Below are 15,418 nucleotides of genomic sequence, written 5' to 3' on the forward strand. Positions count from 1 at the left end.
AATTGCTTTTTCTGCCAATCCCTACGTCACGCTTAAAATTTTATCCTCGGAATATCAGCTATATGCCTGCGGTAAAATTTTGCGCAATCCTTGGCCTTGATTGAAAAATCTAATTATTCAAGACACCCTATAAGGATTAATTATTCACGCTCAAACTGCAGCGATACCCACTCATCGGTGTATTTTCGGTTCAGGATCGAGCAGCCAAGCTCCCCATAGTGTTTTATGATATTTTCTTCCTGGGCACCACTGAGGATGCCAGCCAGGATCAAATGGCCGCCAGGAGCTGTACGTTCTACCAGGGATGGGGCCATGGCAATGAGAACATCGTGGACAATGTTGGCAATGACTAGAGGAAAAGTTTCGCTCACCTCTTCAACCGGAGTGGTGCGTACGGCAATACGTTCAGCCAGCCCGTTGTGTTCAATGTTTTCAAGAGCGACGCGGACTGCTTCGGGGTCATTGTCAATGGCAAGGGCGTATCGAGCTCCAAAAAGCAGGGCAGCCATGGCGAGAATGCCTGTCCCTGTGCCGACATCAAAAGCCGAAGGTGCATGAAGCTGTCGCATACTGTCTTGAATAAGGGACAACGCCATCTGGGTGGAGGCATGTTGTCCCGTTCCAAAAGCCATGCCCGGATCCATTTCTATGACCTGTTGGTTAGCCTCTGGGGTAAATTCTTCCCAGGAGGGCTTAATGATCAATCCGGGTACGATTTCAAAGGGCTTGAAGTATTGTTGCCAGCTTGTTGCCCAATCCTCATCAGCCATGAGCGTTGTTTCAAAGCTTGGCAAAGTGAGTTCATACAGGGCAAAGAGCTCCTCTAACTGTGCTTGAACCTGGGCCATAACGGACTGCACAGTCGTCTCTCCTTCATCTTCAGTCGTTCCAAGCTGGAAAAAGCCACTGATTGTCGCCCCTGCATCGGTTTCCGGGCTCTGCTCAACGCCGGAGCCGCTCAAGACGCCAAGTAAATCGGAGGTTGGTTCAAGAAGGGGCAGTGGGCAGAGAAAAGAAAGCTTCAGCCATTGGTTGGTCGTGTCATTTGTGTTGTCTGTCATGTTCGTTGTCTGTTGCTGTATTGTGACATGCGCAGGGCATGGAGGGTTTTCTGAATGCTCACGAATTCAGGATAATTGTACTCTGAATCCGTGAGCATTCATCAGTGCGCCAGTTTCGTTGTTTGTGACATGCCGATTAAAGTAAACTTTATCGGTATGTTACAGGCAATGAAAATGGTGTGCTAATGGATGCCCCAAAGGGCGGCGGGTGCAACTGAACAATACATGAATTTGTAAAAATACGTCGTCTTATTAAAAAGATGCGTTGTTCAGTGACCACCCGCCGTCACGGATTCGAGTGTACTCTATACTACTCGTAATCAAAGCCGACGGCGAGGCTTTCCTCTTGCAGGCATTTCTTGTCGATCCATGCTGCCAGGTGGTCAGGCCAAATTGGTGATTGACAAAATCATCATTTAACGATTACTTAAGTCTCCCTGTTGCTGGTCACGGAATTGCCCTAGGTAGAGTTGCGGCTGGTCGCCGAGGGGAGAGAAGCCGACAGCATCGCCAAAGGATTTTTCGTCCATCTGCTGTTCCCTCCTGTTTTTACCCCGTGTGCGTACTAACCAGCTGAATTGGTTTTCTTATTGTGCTGTACACCGCAAACGGTTTGCAGGGCAACTGATAGGGCCCGCTACTCAGCAAGTTGTTGGCGTACGTGGAAAAAAAACTGGTTAGATGCATGTGAGGCTGCCATGGTTGATACCTCTGGACATCATATTGTCTACGGTGAGCTACAGGATTTTCTCACCGGAGCAACGCTGCAGGACACGGATGATGAACGCACCCGTCAGGAGTTGGCTCGGCTTTTAGTCGAACGTTTGGGCTATGCCAAAGAGGAATTAGAACCCCGTCTGACCATTGTCACAGACTATGATCATCATGTGGTGACCACCATTGAGTTGACGGTCAGTATTGAGGGAAAACGACTTTTTATTTTGCGCTACGGGCCAGGCTCTCTGGTAACCCGGGAGAAGGCGGCTCTTGCAGCTGCCCGAATTCTTGAGCCTGCATATCGTATTCCCCTGGCCATTGTGACGAACGGTCGCGATGCCGAGCTGCTGGAGACAGAGCACGGCAAGGTGTTGGCCACGGGCATGGACTGCATTCCGACTCGGGCACAGGCCGAACAGTTGCGAAAAGAGTATAGTTTCGAGCCGTTTGCAGATCCGCAAAAGCGTGACCAGGCTCTGCGTATATTAAATGTGTTTGATTTGGAAGTCTGCTGTATGGGCAGTGGGTGTACCCCAAAGCCTGAATAGTGCCCATTCAGAGACAGCCTTTTCGGAGTCGGGGCTTACCTGAGCTTGAACAAAAATCCTCGTCTCTAAACGGCCACTGACGCAAAAATTACCAACCGCGTCGCCACCATGTGTGGCGGCGAATAGCCATAAACCCTTACCCACATGACGAACATGGAGAACATGAGCAACTGGAGCAAGACAAGTTGGCACAATTTCCCAGCCCTGCAACAACCCAAGTGGCCGGACAAACAACGATACGACGAAATCGTTCAGACTATTTCCGAACTGCCCCCCTTGGTTTTTGCCGGTGAAATCAGGGATCTGAAATCAATGCTTGCCAAGGCGGTCAAGGGTGAGGCCTTTTTGCTGCAGGGTGGTGATTGTTCTGAAGAGTTTTCCCGCTGCACAGCCCCCAATATTCGTGAGACGTTAAAAGTCCTGCTGCAGATGGCAGTCGTTCTGACCTATGCCGGTAATAAGCCAGTGGTCAAAGTCGGTCGTATTGCCGGTCAATACGCGAAGCCCCGTTCTGCGGACATGGAAAATGTCAATGGCATGGAAATTCCCAGTTACCGCGGCGATATGGCGAACTCAATAGAGCCGGATGCCGAGGCACGAATTCCTGATCCTGCCCGCATGCTCAAGGGCTACCACCTCTCTGCTTCGACCCTGAACCTGCTGCGTGCCTTTACCCGCGGTGGTTTTGGTTCCCTCCATCGAGTACAGGCCTGGAACCAGGAGTTTGTGAAACAGTCTCCCATGGGGCGCTCTTATGAGCGCATGGCGGTGCAGATTTCCAATGCGATTAAGTTCATGGAAACCATCGGCATTGAAACCGATATTCCCCGCCTGAAAGAGGTGCAGTTTTTTACCTCCCATGAGGCACTGTTCCTGGGCTATGAACAGGCTCTGACCCGTGAAGATTCCATCACCGGCGGCTGGTACGACTGTTCAGCTCACATGCTCTGGATTGGTGATCGTACCCGTCAGCTCGACGGCGCCCATATTGAATTTCTCCGTGGCGTTCGCAATCCTCTGGGGATGAAGGTCGGACCCAATTACGATATAGACACCATCCTGAAAATCATTGAGCGCCTCAACCCGGAAAATGAGGCAGGGCGTATCACCCTCATTACCCGTTTTGGCTACAGAGATATTGAAAAATACCTGCCACCGCTCTTGCGTGCCGTGAAAAAATCCGGTCAGCAGGTGCTCTGGACCTGTGACCCCATGCATGCCAACACCTTTAAGGCGGATTCAGGCCATAAGACCCGCGATTTTGAGAACATTCTCTCTGAACTGCGCTGCTTTTTCGAGCTGCACTGGGTTGAAGGCACTGTACCTGGCGGCGTTCATTTCGAGCTGACCGGTGATGATGTCACCGAATGTATCGGCGGTGCTCGCCAGCTCTCCGATGCTCAGCTTGGTCAGCGTTACCTCACCACCTGTGATCCGCGGCTGAACGCCGAGCAGTCTTTGGAGATGGCCTTCCAGATTGCGGAGATGATTCGCAGTAGTTGATACTTGCGTCCGTACGAGAATAAAGGGAATCTTGAATAATTGCTTTTTCTTCCAATCCCGGCGTCTTGCTTAAAATTTTATCCTCGGAATATCAACTATATGCCTGCGGTAAAATTTTGCGCGATCCTTGGCCTTGATTGAAAAATCTAATTATTCAAGACACCCTAAAAAAAATCCCGATGCAATCATCTTTGATCGCATCGGGATTTTTTTTTCGATTTCTTCCAGCCGTAGAGGCTTCAGGGGATTATTTTGAAGCGTTGTCTTCCGAGGCAAAAAGTGTAACGATTTCTTCTCGGGTGGGATAATCAAAAAGAAGTTGGCGATTTCGACTCTTTTTAAGAATACGGCTGACCCGTGCCAGGGTCTGCAGGTACTCACCGCCTTTTCCTGCAGGGGAAATCATCAACATGAAAAGGTAGGCATCGCGTTTATCAATGGCGTTAAAGTCGATTCCAGCACGACTGCGTCCAAAACAGAGCAGAATCTGATCCAACCCCTCTATCTTTCCGTGGGGAATAGCCACTCCATTGCCCACACCGGTTGAGCCCACCGCTTCCCGCTCCAGAAGAATTTGATAGAGCACCTCTTCGGTGAATCGTCCGCATTGGGTGGCGGCAAGCCCGGCCAGCTCCCGTAAGGCCCCGTCTTTGGTGGTGGCCTTCATATCCAAAATGATAGCATCGCTGTTCAGTTGGGGCATGAGTCCACCTTCTTAAGGTTACACGGTCTGGCGCCGATGTTTCACCGGAAGGATTTTCATCTGCTCCCGGTATTTGGCCACAGTACGCCGAGCAACCGAGATGTTCTCTGTTTTGAGCAGCTCGGAAATTTTATTATCGCTCAGAGGCTTGGCAGGGTTTTCTCCGCTGATGAGCTGGCGAATGCGGGTCTTGATGGCCTCGGCTGCAACTGTCTCACCGTCAGCATTGGGAACAGCGGTGCTGAAGAAATACTTGAGCTCGTAGATACCCTGAGGGCAGTGCACATACTTGTTGGAAGTGACCCGACTGACTGTGGACTCGTGCATGCCGATGTCCTCGGCCACGTCTCGCAGGATCAGCGGTTTCATGGCCGCTGGCCCGGTCTCAAAAAAGTCGTGCTGAAATTTGAGAATGGACTCCATGACCCTGTAGATGGTGCGCTGGCGTTGCTCTATGGATTTGATAAACCATTCGGCATTTCGCTTGTTTTCACGCAGATATCCCCGGGATTCAGTGTTGAGATTCCCTTTTTGCTTGAGCAATTGCTGGTACTCGCTGGAGAGTTGCAGCTGCGGGAGGCCATCGTCATTGAGTTGGATGACAAATTCGCCATCAATTTTATAGAGGTAGACGTCCGGGACAACGTAGTTGGTCTGTTCGTTGCTGAATTCGTTGCCCGGATAGGGGGTCAGTTCCTGAATGACTGCAACTGCCTCCATCACCTTTTTGACCGGAGAGCCAACCTCGCGGGCAATCTGCGCATAGTTACGCGACTGTAAAAGCCCCATATGCTCTTCAACAATCTGGTAGGGCAGGGTGTCGTAATAATCGAGTCTGTCCAGTTGGAGCAGCAGAGATTCGCGAATATCGCGGGCACCAATCCCTGGCGGGTCGAGGCTTTGAATAATGCGCAGACAGCCTTCGGCTTCGTCTTCGCTACACTCCCCATAGGCCGCGATGTCGGCTACGGTAGCTTCAAGGAAGCCGTGCCCGTCCAGGTTGCAGATGATAAATTGGGTTAGGTCGACATCCTTTTCATTGAGTTCGAGATGGGTCAGCTGCCACATCAGATAAGAATCCAATCCTGGTGTGGCAGAGATAAAATCAAACTGTGAGGGGGCATCGGCGGGAGGGGCCTCGTGGGCAAAGGAGAGATCTGTGTCGAAGCTGTTTGAGTAATCTTCCCAGTTTATCTCAGCCACCGAAGAAGGGTCGTCTCCCTTCACCTTGTCGGTGACGATTGCCTCGTTTTTGGCGGTATTTTCTTCGGCATTGAGCGCCTCAGGATTGCCCGCCTGCTCCTGCAGGCTTGGCGCCTCCTCAAGCATTGGGTTTTGCTCAATTTCTGCTTGCAGGGCCTCGGTCAACTCAAGGCGTCCTAACTGGAGCAACTTAATAGCCTGACGGAGCTGTGGTGTCATCACCAGTTTTTGCGCCAGCTTCAGATTTTGCCTGAGTTCAAGAGCCATCGATTAGTGTTTCCCGTCAAGTCTTCAACAGCTTAAATGCGACCTTTTTCGACGTATTCAAGTTGTTGCCAAATTGTATTCTCGAATTACTTCTTTCTACCGTACCTACTGCAACCCTACAGTTTAAAATTATCGCCGAGATACATCTTTCGCGCGACTGAGCTTTGAATAACCTCATCGGCAGCGCCACTGGTCAGAATTTGGCCGCCGTTCATAATATAGGCGAAATCACAGACCTGCAAGGTTTCCCGCACATTGTGATCAGAAATCAAAACGCCAAGCCCCTTGTCTTTAAGGTCACGGATAATTCCCTGGAGATCAGCCACCGAGAGCGGATCCACGCCTGCAAAGGGCTCATCCAAAAGGATAAAGCGGGGCCGTGTGGCCAGAGCCCGCATGATTTCAACCCGGCGTCGCTCGCCGCCGGAAAGGCCATGCCCCTTATTGCCCGCCAGGTACTCGAGTTTGAGCTCGGCCATCAACTCTTCGATGCGCCTATTGATCTCGCTGCGCGAAAGACCAAGCGGTTCAAGAACGATGCGGATATTTTCCTCCACGGTCAACTTCTTGAAGACCGAGGCTTCCTGCGCCAAATAGGTTATTCCACGCGAAGCGCGTTTATGAATCGGCAGGCTGGTAATATCTTCGCCATCAAGCAGGATTGAGCCTTGCGTCGGGCGAACAAAACCAACAATGGAGTAAAAGGTCGTGGTTTTGCCGGCACCGTTGGGGCCGAGCAGGCCGATCACCGAAGAACCGGGCACCTGCAGGTTGACCTGATCCACCACCCTTCGGTTGCGGTATTCTTTGATCAGGCCGCTGGTTTCAAGCAGTGCTCGTTTGGACATTGTCTTTACTTCGATTCAGGATGAATAATGGCACGAACACGACCGTTTGCAGAGGGATCCTGTTCGACCACCGAGCGTTTTTTATCCAGGTAATAGGTGATGGTTTTGCCGGCAACCATGTTTTGTCCCTGCCAGGCCTTGGCATCTCCCTGCAAGACCACCTTGCGCTCAGGGGCAAAATAATCCATCCGTTTGCCCGTGCCGAGCCAGTCGCCCTGGCTGACTTTGACATTATTTTTACAGATCAATTTTTCCACCCGGCTAGTGGACGCATCGCCGCCCCCCCCTTGAGTGGATTTGGCACTATAATAAACAGTCATCTCATCGGCACGGATGGTCAGGTTTCCCTGACGGGCATCTACCTTGCCCTGAAAGATGACGATGTTGTCTTTTTCCTGCGATATCATGCGGTTTGCTTCAATGCTGATGGGCTTGTTCGCCTGTTCGGCCCCAATCGCCGCACCCAGCGGGAAAAGCAATATGATGATCAGCAGGGGCAGCATTCGCAGGCGAATGCGTTTTCCATGCTCCATGGTCATCTCCTCAGAAATGCAAGGGAAAAATGAACAAATGTGGTTTTTGGGTTTATTTTTTGCAAGAGCAGACAAATACTACTTGGTTATCCTCTAAAAGTAAAGCCCCTTGGTCCGTTGTCATGTTGGCTTTTTCAGACAATCTTTTTCCGAGCCAGGCGTGTGGAGCACAGATTGACGGAAGGAAGAAAACGCAGGAGTTTACAGGTGCGGGAAGCAGAGGTACAATAAGCGCCCGAGTGAATACAGAATATTCCAATTACTGGATTAAGGATATAGAGCACATGATGCAAGAAGAGATAGCAAAGGCCAAGGTACTGGTGGAGTCGCTGCCCTATATGAGCGAGTTCCGGGGAAAAACCGTCGTGATCAAGTATGGTGGCCATGCCATGGTCGACGAGACGCTCAAGCGCAACTTTGCCCTTGATGTGATCTTGATGAAATATGTCGGCATTAACCCGGTCATTGTCCACGGAGGTGGCCCCCAGATCAACCGTTTCCTGGAAAAAATGCAGATTACTCCCTCCTATGTTCAGGGCATGCGGGTCACCGATGGGGAGACCATGGATGTGGTGGAGATGGTTTTGGTGGGCAAAGTGAATAAGGAAATAGTCGGGCTGATCAATCATTGCGGGGGGAAGGCTGTGGGGCTTTCCGGCCGTGATGGTGACCTGGTGCAGGCGCGTAAGCTGACGATTCAGGGTAAGCCCGCCAGTGAGGACCGTCCGCCGGAACTTATCGATATTGGCCGAGTCGGACAGGTCACCCAGGTTAATCCGGAGATTTTAACCGCGCTTGACGAGCAGGATTTTATCCCGGTTATTGCCCCGGTGGGGGTGGGAGAAGACGGGCAGGCCTTTAATATTAATGCCGATCTGGTTGCCGGTGCCATTGCCGCAGAGCTCAATGCGGTCAAGCTGATGCTGCTTACTGATGTGGAAGGGGTCAAGGATGAAAAGGGGGAGCTGATTTCCACCATAAGCCGTGATCAGATCAATGGCCTGATTGATTCAGGTGTGATTCAGGGGGGTATGATCCCCAAAGTGAACTGTTGTAAATCAGCGCTTGATAGCGGTGTGGCCAAGGCACATATCATCGATGGACGGCAGGAGCATGCCATCCTTTTGGAAATTTTTACGCGAGAAGGTATCGGAACGGAGTTAGTGGCATGAGTAATCAAGAATGGGCAGAACGGGGCAATGCAGTCTTTATAGGTACCTACAATCGGTACCCCGCAGCATTGGTGAAGGGGAGTGGCTGCAAGCTTTGGGATGCTGACGGTAAGGAATATCTCGACTTTCTCGCCGGTATTGCCGTGTGCTCGCTGGGGCATTGTCACCCGGTGGTCACCGAGGCTATCAGAAAGCAGGCAGGCGAGCTCGTTCATGTCTCCAACCTTTATCACACCAAGCCGCAGATTGAGCTTGCCGAGCTGTTGGTCAAAAACAGTTTTGCCGATCGTGTTTTTATGGGCAACTCCGGAGCAGAGGCGAACGAGGCGGCAATAAAGCTGGCTCGAATCCACAGTGGGCCTGGGAAGTACGAAATTATCTCGCTTTCCGGATCTTTTCATGGGCGTACGCTGGCAGCGGTAGCGGCCACAGGGCAACCCAAATTTCATCAGGGATTTGAACCGCTGCCCCAGGGCTTTGTTCACGCGGAATTTGGTGATCCCAAGGCTATAGAAGCGCTGATTACTCCGCAGACTTGCGCCATCCTCTGCGAGCCTTTGCAGGGAGAAAGCGGTGTGCGTCCCCTGGAGACAGAATATCTTCAGGCCATCCGCGATCTATGCGATAAGCATGGACTTTTGCTTATTTTTGATGAGGTCCAAACCGGCCTCGGTCGAACCGGAACCCTGTTCTGCCATGAGCAGCTCGGCGTGACTCCGGATATCATGACTCTGGCCAAGGCACTGGGCAATGGGCTTCCCATTGGCGCCATGCTGACCACGGAGACGATCGCCGCATCCTTGGTGGCCGGAACCCATGCCTCTACCTTTGGTGGTAACCCGGTGGCTGCCGCTGCCGCCGTTGAAGTGCTGAAAACCATGCTGGCGGATGGTTTTATGGAGTCGGTGCAGGAGAAAAGCCGTTACTTTATCAAAAAGCTTGAAGCTGTTGCAGCCCAGTATCCCCACCTGGCTACGGGAGTACGGGGACGGGGCTTGCTCCTTGGGCTGATGCTGACTGAGAAGGGCATTGAGCAGGGGCTTGCGATCGTGCAGCGAATGTTTGAGGATGGCGCCCTGATTAACTTTGCCGGCAATAAGGTGCTGCGCTTTGTGCCACCTCTGATTGTCAGCACCGAAGAAATCGATGCGGTGGTGGAGAAGCTCTGTCGCATTTTTGATAGCCTGTAATCGGATTCACTTGAAAAACCGGATTAAGCAGATTGCCGTACCATGGATAGTCTTTCTCTGATTGCTGTTGCCGTGGCTTTGGCCATGGACGCCTTTGCCGTGGCCCTGGCCGCCGGTGCGGTGCTGCATCCTCTGAGCTTTCGGCCCTGTTTTCGTTTAGCCTTTCATTTTGGTCTGTTTCAGGCACTTATGCCTGTTATTGGCTGGCTTGCCGGAAGAACCGTACACTCCTTTATCGCTACCTGGAGCCATTGGGTTGCCTTTGGCCTCCTGCTGTACATTGGTGGGCGTATGATCTGTGAGGCACTGACGGCAGATGAGGATGAGGAACGTGCCAATGATCCCAGCCGAGGCCTGACCATGGTGGGGCTGGCTGTTGCCACCAGTATTGATGCTCTGGCCGTTGGCCTTTCTCTGGCCATGCTCGACGTTGTCGTCTGGATGCCAGCCCTGGTCATCGGCCTGGTTGCCAGTGCTTTTACCGTTCTGGGGCTGTTTCTTGGAACCCGGGCCGGACAACTCTGGGGGACGCGGGTGGAGGTGGCCGGTGGTGTCATCCTGATTCTCATCGGAGGCAAAATCCTTTTTTCCGCCCTCTTTTTCGAGAGGGCGGTTACTGGTATTATATAACCTCACCTCAATGTGTGACGTTGCGATGAATGCCCAGGAATTCATCGTCAGATTCCCTGATTCCCCTTGCATTCCACTGACTGCTGGCAAAATCCCTTTGCAAACGCCCTGTTTTTTTGTATCAATTGTTTTTTTTACCCGGAGAGACACCGATGGAAAAAGAGCGTTGCTCTTGAAATGCTTATCGTCGTTGTCGATTCTGGATTACCAGGAAGAGTACAATGAAGAAACATCTGTTGTCATTGGGCGACTTTACACGTGAAGAACTCCGTGCCCTCATTGATCGGGCACTTATACTAAAAGCCGAAGCGAAGCAGGGTATTCGGCATCAACAGCTTGCCGGTCGTAAGATCTGTCTTTTGTTTGAAAAACCCTCCACTCGTACCCGTGTCTCGTTTGAAGCGGGCATGTATGGTCTGGGGGGGCAGGTAATCTTTATGTCGGCCAAAGAGTCACAGCTTGGCCGGGGTGAGCCACTTAAAGATACGGCACGGGTGCTTGCCCGGTACGTAGACGCCATTGTCGTGCGCACCTTTGGTCAGGATGTGGTCGAGGAGTTGGCAAAATATTCTGATGTACCGGTCATCAATGCTCTAACCGACCTGCATCATCCCTGTCAGGTTTTAAGTGACATGATGACGGTGCTTGAAAAGAAAGGCACACTTGACACCACCAAGGTAGCCTGGATCGGTGATGGCAACAATATGGCAAATTCATGGATTGAGGCTGCATCGGTCTTTGGTTTTCCGCTCAGTCTTGCCTGTCCCGAAGGGTTTGCCCCTAATCAGGAGATCCTGGAAAAAGCAACGGCCAAGAGCCCCCGGGCTATCAGCCTGACTCAGAGCCCAAGTGAGGCGATCAAAGGTGTCGATGTGGTCAATGTGGATGTCTGGGCGTCCATGGGGCAGGAGTCCGAGCAGGAAAAACGCCTTGGTCTCTTTCAAAAGTACCAGCTCAACGCTGCCTTGATGGCAGAGGCGGACAAAGAGGCCATTTTTATGCACTGCCTGCCCGCGCACCGGGGGGAAGAAGTGACCGAAGAGATACTTGAAGGACCTCAGTCCGTAATCTTTGACCAGGCTGAAAACAAAATGCACATTCACGCCGCGATTCTGGAACATTTTATTCTCGGCGCAAAAAAATAATAAGGTTTGGGCGACTCCCCCTCTTCAAGAAAGGGCTGCGCGTTTTTTTCTACGTCGATTTGTGTATATGTGTACAGAAGGCGGTGGAAAAATCTCTTTGCATGACCTACTCTTCTAAAGAGCCATGTCGTCAGGTAAGCCTCAACACCAATACAAGACGATCTCTTTGAGATCACAGAGTGGAATTATGTCGATCAACAAGATTGTACTCGCCTACTCAGGCGGGTTGGATACCTCGGTTATTTTAAAATGGTTGGCCAATGAGTATGACTGCTCCGTTGTTGCCTATTCAGCCGATATCGGCCAGAAAGAGGACTGGGATGCGGTCCGCGAAAAGGGCATGGCGACCGGTGCGGAGAAGGTGGTTATCTCTGATCTGCGCGAGGAATTCGTTCGCGATTACATTTTTCCCGCTTTCCGTGCCAATGCTATCTACGAGGGCTCGTATCTGTTAGGGACCTCTTTGGCTCGGCCACTGATCTCCAAAGAGCAGGTGCGTATCGCAGCTGAAGAAGGGGCAGATGCCGTGAGTCACGGTGCAACCGGTAAAGGCAACGATCAGGTCCGTTTTGAGCTGAGCTATCTGGCGCTGAATCCCAAGCTGACCATTGTTGCACCCTGGCGTATCTGGGATCTGAATTCACGTGCCAAGCTGGTTGCCTTTGCCAAAGAGCATAATATTCCGGTTCCGGTAACCAAGAAAAATCCCTACAGTTCTGATGAGAACCTGCTGCATATCAGTTTTGAAGGCGGAATTCTTGAGGATCCATGGAACGAGCCGGATGAGGATATGTTTAAGCTCACCGTCTCTCCGGAGAAAGCTCCGGATACACCGACCTATATCGAGATCGATTTTGAGCAGGGCAATCCCGTTGCCATCAATGGCGAGCGTCTTGGTCCGGTTGATATCATGACCAAACTCAACACTCTGGGCGGTGCCAATGGTATAGGTCGTCTGGACATGGTTGAAAACCGCTATGTGGGGATGAAGTCACGCGGTGTCTATGAGACTCCCGGTGGTACGATCCTGCGGGCGGCTCACCGTGACCTTGAGACCATCACCATGGATCGTGAGGTCTTGAGTGTTCGCGATTCTCTGGTGCCGCGTTACTCGCAGCTGATTTATAACGGTTTCTGGTTCTCTCCTGAAATGAAACTGATGCAGAAGACCATGGATGAGGCGCAGGCAACGGTGAATGGAACAGTACGTCTGAAGCTCTACAAGGGCAACTGCATCCCGGTGGGGAGAAAGTCGGATAATTCGCTCTACTCCGAATCCTTTGCCACCTTTGAAGAGGATGAGGTCTACAATCAGGCTGATGCCACCGGATTTATTCGGTTAAACGCATTGCGTTTGAAAATTCAAGCCTACCAACGGAACAAATAAGCGTGGCTGAGCAACAGAAATCAGAGAAAATGTGGGGCGGTCGCTTTGCTGAGGCGACCGCCGCATCGGTTGAGGCCTACAGCGCATCCATCCAGTACGATGCCCGGCTGTATCACCATGATATCATGGGGTCCAAGGCGCATGCACGCATGCTTGCGCGCCAGGGACTGATCACCGTGGAAGAGTGTGATGCCATCCTTGAAGGATTGACCGAAATCGAGGCAGAGATCGATCGGGGCGAATTCGTATTCAGGCCCGAACTTGAAGATATTCATATGAATATCGAAAAGGTGCTCACCGATCGCATCGGCGCGGCAGGAGCAAAGCTGCATACTGCCCGCAGTCGTAACGATCAGGTGAATCTGGATTTTCGCCTCTATCTGCGCGATGAGGCCGATGCATTGGATACCCTGCTGGCCGAAGTGCAGCGTGCCTTTGCCCGTATGGCACGGAAATATCTCGGCGCCGTCATGCCCGGCTACACCCACATGCAGCGGGCGCAACCGGTTCTGCTTTCCCACCACTTACTGGCCTATGTGGAGATGTTTCAGCGCGATCGCGACCGTTTGGTTGGCTGCCGCCAGCGTATTGACGTGCTTCCGCTTGGCTCTGCTGCCATGGCCGGAACCGGGTTGCCCATAGATCGACAGTTTGTTGCAGATGAGCTTGGTTTTGCCGCCATCAGCGCCAACTCCATGGACACCAGTGGAGATCGTGACTTTGCCATGGAGATGCTCTTTTGTCTGAATCTGATTCAGCTGCACTTGAGCCGTCTCTCCGAAGAGTTGGTCCTCTGGTCTTCTAAAGAGTTCGAGTTTGTCCGTATAGGTGATCGGTACTGTACCGGCTCTTCGATCATGCCCCAGAAAAAAAATCCCGATATCCCCGAATTGATGCGCGGAAAGACCGGGCGGGTTACCGGTGCGCTCATGTCCTTGTTGATGACCATGAAGGGGTTGCCATTGACCTACAATCGGGATCTGCAGGAAGATAAAGAACAGGTTTTTGACGCCCTGGATACGGTCAAAGCCAGTCTCTCGATCACCGCCGAGCTCATGGATAACACCGAGTTCAACCAAGAGCGACTTCAGGCTGCGACCATAGGTGGCTTTATGACTGCAACCGATCTGGCCGATTACCTGGTGAAGCGTAATATGCCCTTTCGCCAGGCGCACGGCGTGGTGGGGCGCATTGTTGCCCTCTGCCAGGAGCGCGACTGCGAGCTGATCGACCTGAGCCTTGCTGAACTCCAGGAACATTCGGAGCTGATTGAAGCTGATATTTTTGAGGTTCTTTCCGTTGAAGGCTCGATCAATAGCCGGCTTTCGGCAGGCGGAACTGCACAGATACGGGTTGAGGAAGCGTTGACCCGGGTTGAGCAACAGTTGGGAATGCAATGATGAGAAGGGAAGACCGGTTGGTTCAAACAGCGCTCACCCTGCTGACGACAGGCGTGCTTTTCTGCGGCGGCTGCGGGTTTAAAGATGATCCCGTCTCGCCCCAACAGGTTCTTCCCCAGGCCGTTCCCGATCTTCAAGTGGAGGTAACCCCCAAGGGGGCAACCCTGAGCTGGAGCTACCCGCAAAAAACGATGTCTGGTGAAGCGGTTGAGGAGATTGACGGGTTCGAACTCTTCCAGGCTGAAATCCCTGAAGACGACTTTTGTCCGTCCTGTCCCATTCCTTACCGGACAATCATTGATGTACCCGGCGGTTATCTGGTCCCTGGCAGCGAGAAAACCGCTGTCTATGAGGTGAATGACCTGCGCCCAGGGAACCTCTATTACTTCAAGGTTCGCAGTAAGAGCGGTTGGTGGCGTGAGTCTCAGGATTCCAATGAAATCTCTTTTCTCTGGCAGACACCGCCACGCTCTCCCCGAAGCCTGACAGTCTTAAGTGGTGATGGGGAGAATACCTTGCAGTGGCAACCGGTTACAGAACTTACAACCGGTGAAAAAATGACTGTGCCGCTGCAGTATCAGCTCTTCCGAGGGGTTGACGGAAAGCAGGTGAAGCCATACGGTACACCACTTACGATCACCAGCTATCGTGATACCGATGTGAAAAACGGTAGCCGCTACACTTACCAGGTGCAGGCTGAAAATATGTATACCCACGGCATCATCGTTGGCCCCCTGAGCGAGTCTGCTGTTGCCACGCCGACCGATCAGACCGCACCGCCAGTGGTGAGCCAGGTAGACGCCCTGCGCACCGATATGGGGGTGAAAGTTTTCTGGAAGGATGTTGCCGCAGATGACCTGGCTGGTTATCGAGTCTATCGGCGGCAGGCGGGAGAGGCTCCTGTGCAGGTTGCTGAGGTCAGTCTCCCGTATACATTGTTCGTCGATCAGAATCCTCCAGGCGGTGTGCTCTATTATTCGGTAAGCAGTTTTGATGACCAGGATCCTGCTAACGAGAGTGAGCGCTCCGTGGAAGCAAGGGCCGAATAGTCTGCTCTACCAGGGAGCATTCAACAAGATTCACGACACCCCTCAACGAAAACGAGCTTTTG

The 15,418-nt window shown here is 52.1% G+C and carries 14 protein-coding genes; 9 read left to right on the forward strand and 5 right to left on the reverse strand.

The window, feature by feature from the left end; genetic code table 11:
• Nucleotides 1–140 precede the first annotated feature (140 nt).
• Nucleotides 141–1,061 (reverse strand): 50S ribosomal protein L11 methyltransferase, encoded by a 921-nt coding sequence (locus JWJ90_RS05165; protein WP_205226136.1) that lies wholly within the window; start codon nt 1,059–1,061, stop codon nt 141–143.
• Between the two features lie 698 nt (nt 1,062–1,759).
• Between JWJ90_RS05165 and JWJ90_RS05170 the strand changes: the two genes are divergently transcribed.
• Both JWJ90_RS05170 and JWJ90_RS05175 read left to right on the forward strand, forming a co-directional pair.
• Complete coding sequence (locus JWJ90_RS05170) at nt 1,760–2,326, forward strand: type I restriction enzyme HsdR N-terminal domain-containing protein (protein ID WP_205226137.1); 567 nt, start codon at nt 1,760–1,762, stop codon at nt 2,324–2,326.
• A gap of 153 nt (nt 2,327–2,479) precedes the next feature.
• Nucleotides 2,480–3,829, forward strand: a complete 1,350-nt coding sequence (locus JWJ90_RS05175; RefSeq protein ID WP_240194760.1) for a class II 3-deoxy-7-phosphoheptulonate synthase — start codon at nt 2,480–2,482, stop codon at nt 3,827–3,829.
• A gap of 247 nt (nt 3,830–4,076) precedes the next feature.
• Here the strand turns inward: JWJ90_RS05175 and JWJ90_RS05180 are convergent, their stop codons facing one another.
• The 4 genes from JWJ90_RS05180 to lptA form a co-directional block, all read right to left on the reverse strand.
• The gene (locus tag JWJ90_RS05180; protein WP_205226139.1) at nt 4,077–4,532 is read right to left on the reverse strand and encodes a PTS sugar transporter subunit IIA; all 456 of its coding nucleotides are present in this window, start codon (nt 4,530–4,532) and stop codon (nt 4,077–4,079) included.
• Between the two features lie 18 nt (nt 4,533–4,550).
• The gene (rpoN, locus tag JWJ90_RS05185; RefSeq protein WP_205226140.1) at nt 4,551–6,002 is read right to left on the reverse strand and encodes an RNA polymerase factor sigma-54; all 1,452 of its coding nucleotides are present in this window, start codon (nt 6,000–6,002) and stop codon (nt 4,551–4,553) included.
• A gap of 116 nt (nt 6,003–6,118) precedes the next feature.
• Nucleotides 6,119–6,850, reverse strand: a complete 732-nt coding sequence (gene lptB / locus JWJ90_RS05190) for an LPS export ABC transporter ATP-binding protein (protein ID WP_205226141.1) — start codon at nt 6,848–6,850, stop codon at nt 6,119–6,121.
• A 5-nt stretch (nt 6,851–6,855) separates the two neighbouring features.
• A complete protein-coding gene (gene lptA / locus JWJ90_RS05195; RefSeq protein WP_205226142.1) occupies nt 6,856–7,383 on the reverse strand; it encodes a lipopolysaccharide transport periplasmic protein LptA in 528 nt (175 codons plus the stop codon).
• 287 nt (nt 7,384–7,670) lie between these two features.
• Here lptA and argB point away from each other — a divergent pair, with 287 nt between their 5' ends.
• The 7 genes from argB to JWJ90_RS05230 all read left to right on the forward strand — a co-directional run bounded on the left by argB (nt 7,671) and on the right by JWJ90_RS05230 (nt 15,356).
• Nucleotides 7,671–8,555 carry an acetylglutamate kinase gene (gene argB, locus JWJ90_RS05200; protein ID WP_205226248.1) on the forward strand — a complete coding sequence of 295 codons (885 nt, stop codon included), beginning with the start codon at nt 7,671–7,673 and terminating at the stop codon, nt 8,553–8,555.
• A complete protein-coding gene (locus JWJ90_RS05205; RefSeq protein ID WP_205226143.1) occupies nt 8,552–9,745 on the forward strand; it encodes an acetylornithine transaminase in 1,194 nt (397 codons plus the stop codon). Before argB ends, JWJ90_RS05205 begins: the two co-directional genes overlap by 4 nt.
• A 42-nt stretch (nt 9,746–9,787) precedes the next feature.
• Nucleotides 9,788–10,375: a manganese efflux pump MntP gene (locus tag JWJ90_RS05210; protein ID WP_205226144.1), complete on the forward strand. Its 588-nt coding sequence runs from the start codon at nt 9,788–9,790 to the stop codon at nt 10,373–10,375.
• A 221-nt stretch (nt 10,376–10,596) separates the two neighbouring features.
• Entirely contained in the window at nt 10,597–11,520 is a 924-nt protein-coding gene (argF, locus tag JWJ90_RS05215) for an ornithine carbamoyltransferase (protein WP_205226145.1), read from the forward strand.
• Between the two features lie 187 nt (nt 11,521–11,707).
• Complete coding sequence (locus JWJ90_RS05220; protein WP_205226146.1) at nt 11,708–12,907, forward strand: argininosuccinate synthase; 1,200 nt, start codon at nt 11,708–11,710, stop codon at nt 12,905–12,907.
• A 2-nt stretch (nt 12,908–12,909) separates the two neighbouring features.
• Nucleotides 12,910–14,307, forward strand: a complete 1,398-nt coding sequence (argH, locus tag JWJ90_RS05225) for an argininosuccinate lyase (protein ID WP_338032290.1) — start codon at nt 12,910–12,912, stop codon at nt 14,305–14,307.
• Complete coding sequence (locus JWJ90_RS05230; protein WP_205226147.1) at nt 14,304–15,356, forward strand: fibronectin type III domain-containing protein; 1,053 nt, start codon at nt 14,304–14,306, stop codon at nt 15,354–15,356. The genes argH and JWJ90_RS05230 overlap by 4 nt, the downstream gene beginning before the upstream one ends.
• Nucleotides 15,357–15,418: the final 62 nt, after the last annotated feature.

This window comes from Desulfobulbus rhabdoformis, assembly GCF_016919065.1.
Taxonomy (GTDB): Bacteria; Desulfobacterota; Desulfobulbia; order Desulfobulbales; family Desulfobulbaceae; genus Desulfobulbus; species Desulfobulbus rhabdoformis.

Coding starts and splice junctions, on each gene's coding strand:
- JWJ90_RS05165 (WP_205226136.1), bottom strand. CDS start 1,061: ATGACAGACAACACAAATGACACGACCAACCAATGGCTGAAGCTTTCT.
- JWJ90_RS05170 (WP_205226137.1), top strand. CDS start 1,760: ATGGTTGATACCTCTGGACATCATATTGTCTACGGTGAGCTACAGGAT.
- JWJ90_RS05175 (WP_240194760.1), top strand. CDS start 2,480: ATGGAGAACATGAGCAACTGGAGCAAGACAAGTTGGCACAATTTCCCA.
- JWJ90_RS05180 (WP_205226139.1), bottom strand. CDS start 4,532: ATGCCCCAACTGAACAGCGATGCTATCATTTTGGATATGAAGGCCACC.
- rpoN (WP_205226140.1), bottom strand. CDS start 6,002: ATGGCTCTTGAACTCAGGCAAAATCTGAAGCTGGCGCAAAAACTGGTG.
- lptB (WP_205226141.1), bottom strand. CDS start 6,850: ATGTCCAAACGAGCACTGCTTGAAACCAGCGGCCTGATCAAAGAATAC.
- lptA (WP_205226142.1), bottom strand. CDS start 7,383: ATGGAGCATGGAAAACGCATTCGCCTGCGAATGCTGCCCCTGCTGATC.
- argB (WP_205226248.1), top strand. CDS start 7,671: ATGCAAGAAGAGATAGCAAAGGCCAAGGTACTGGTGGAGTCGCTGCCC.
- JWJ90_RS05205 (WP_205226143.1), top strand. CDS start 8,552: ATGAGTAATCAAGAATGGGCAGAACGGGGCAATGCAGTCTTTATAGGT.
- JWJ90_RS05210 (WP_205226144.1), top strand. CDS start 9,788: ATGGATAGTCTTTCTCTGATTGCTGTTGCCGTGGCTTTGGCCATGGAC.
- argF (WP_205226145.1), top strand. CDS start 10,597: ATGAAGAAACATCTGTTGTCATTGGGCGACTTTACACGTGAAGAACTC.
- JWJ90_RS05220 (WP_205226146.1), top strand. CDS start 11,708: ATGTCGATCAACAAGATTGTACTCGCCTACTCAGGCGGGTTGGATACC.
- JWJ90_RS05230 (WP_205226147.1), top strand. CDS start 14,304: ATGATGAGAAGGGAAGACCGGTTGGTTCAAACAGCGCTCACCCTGCTG.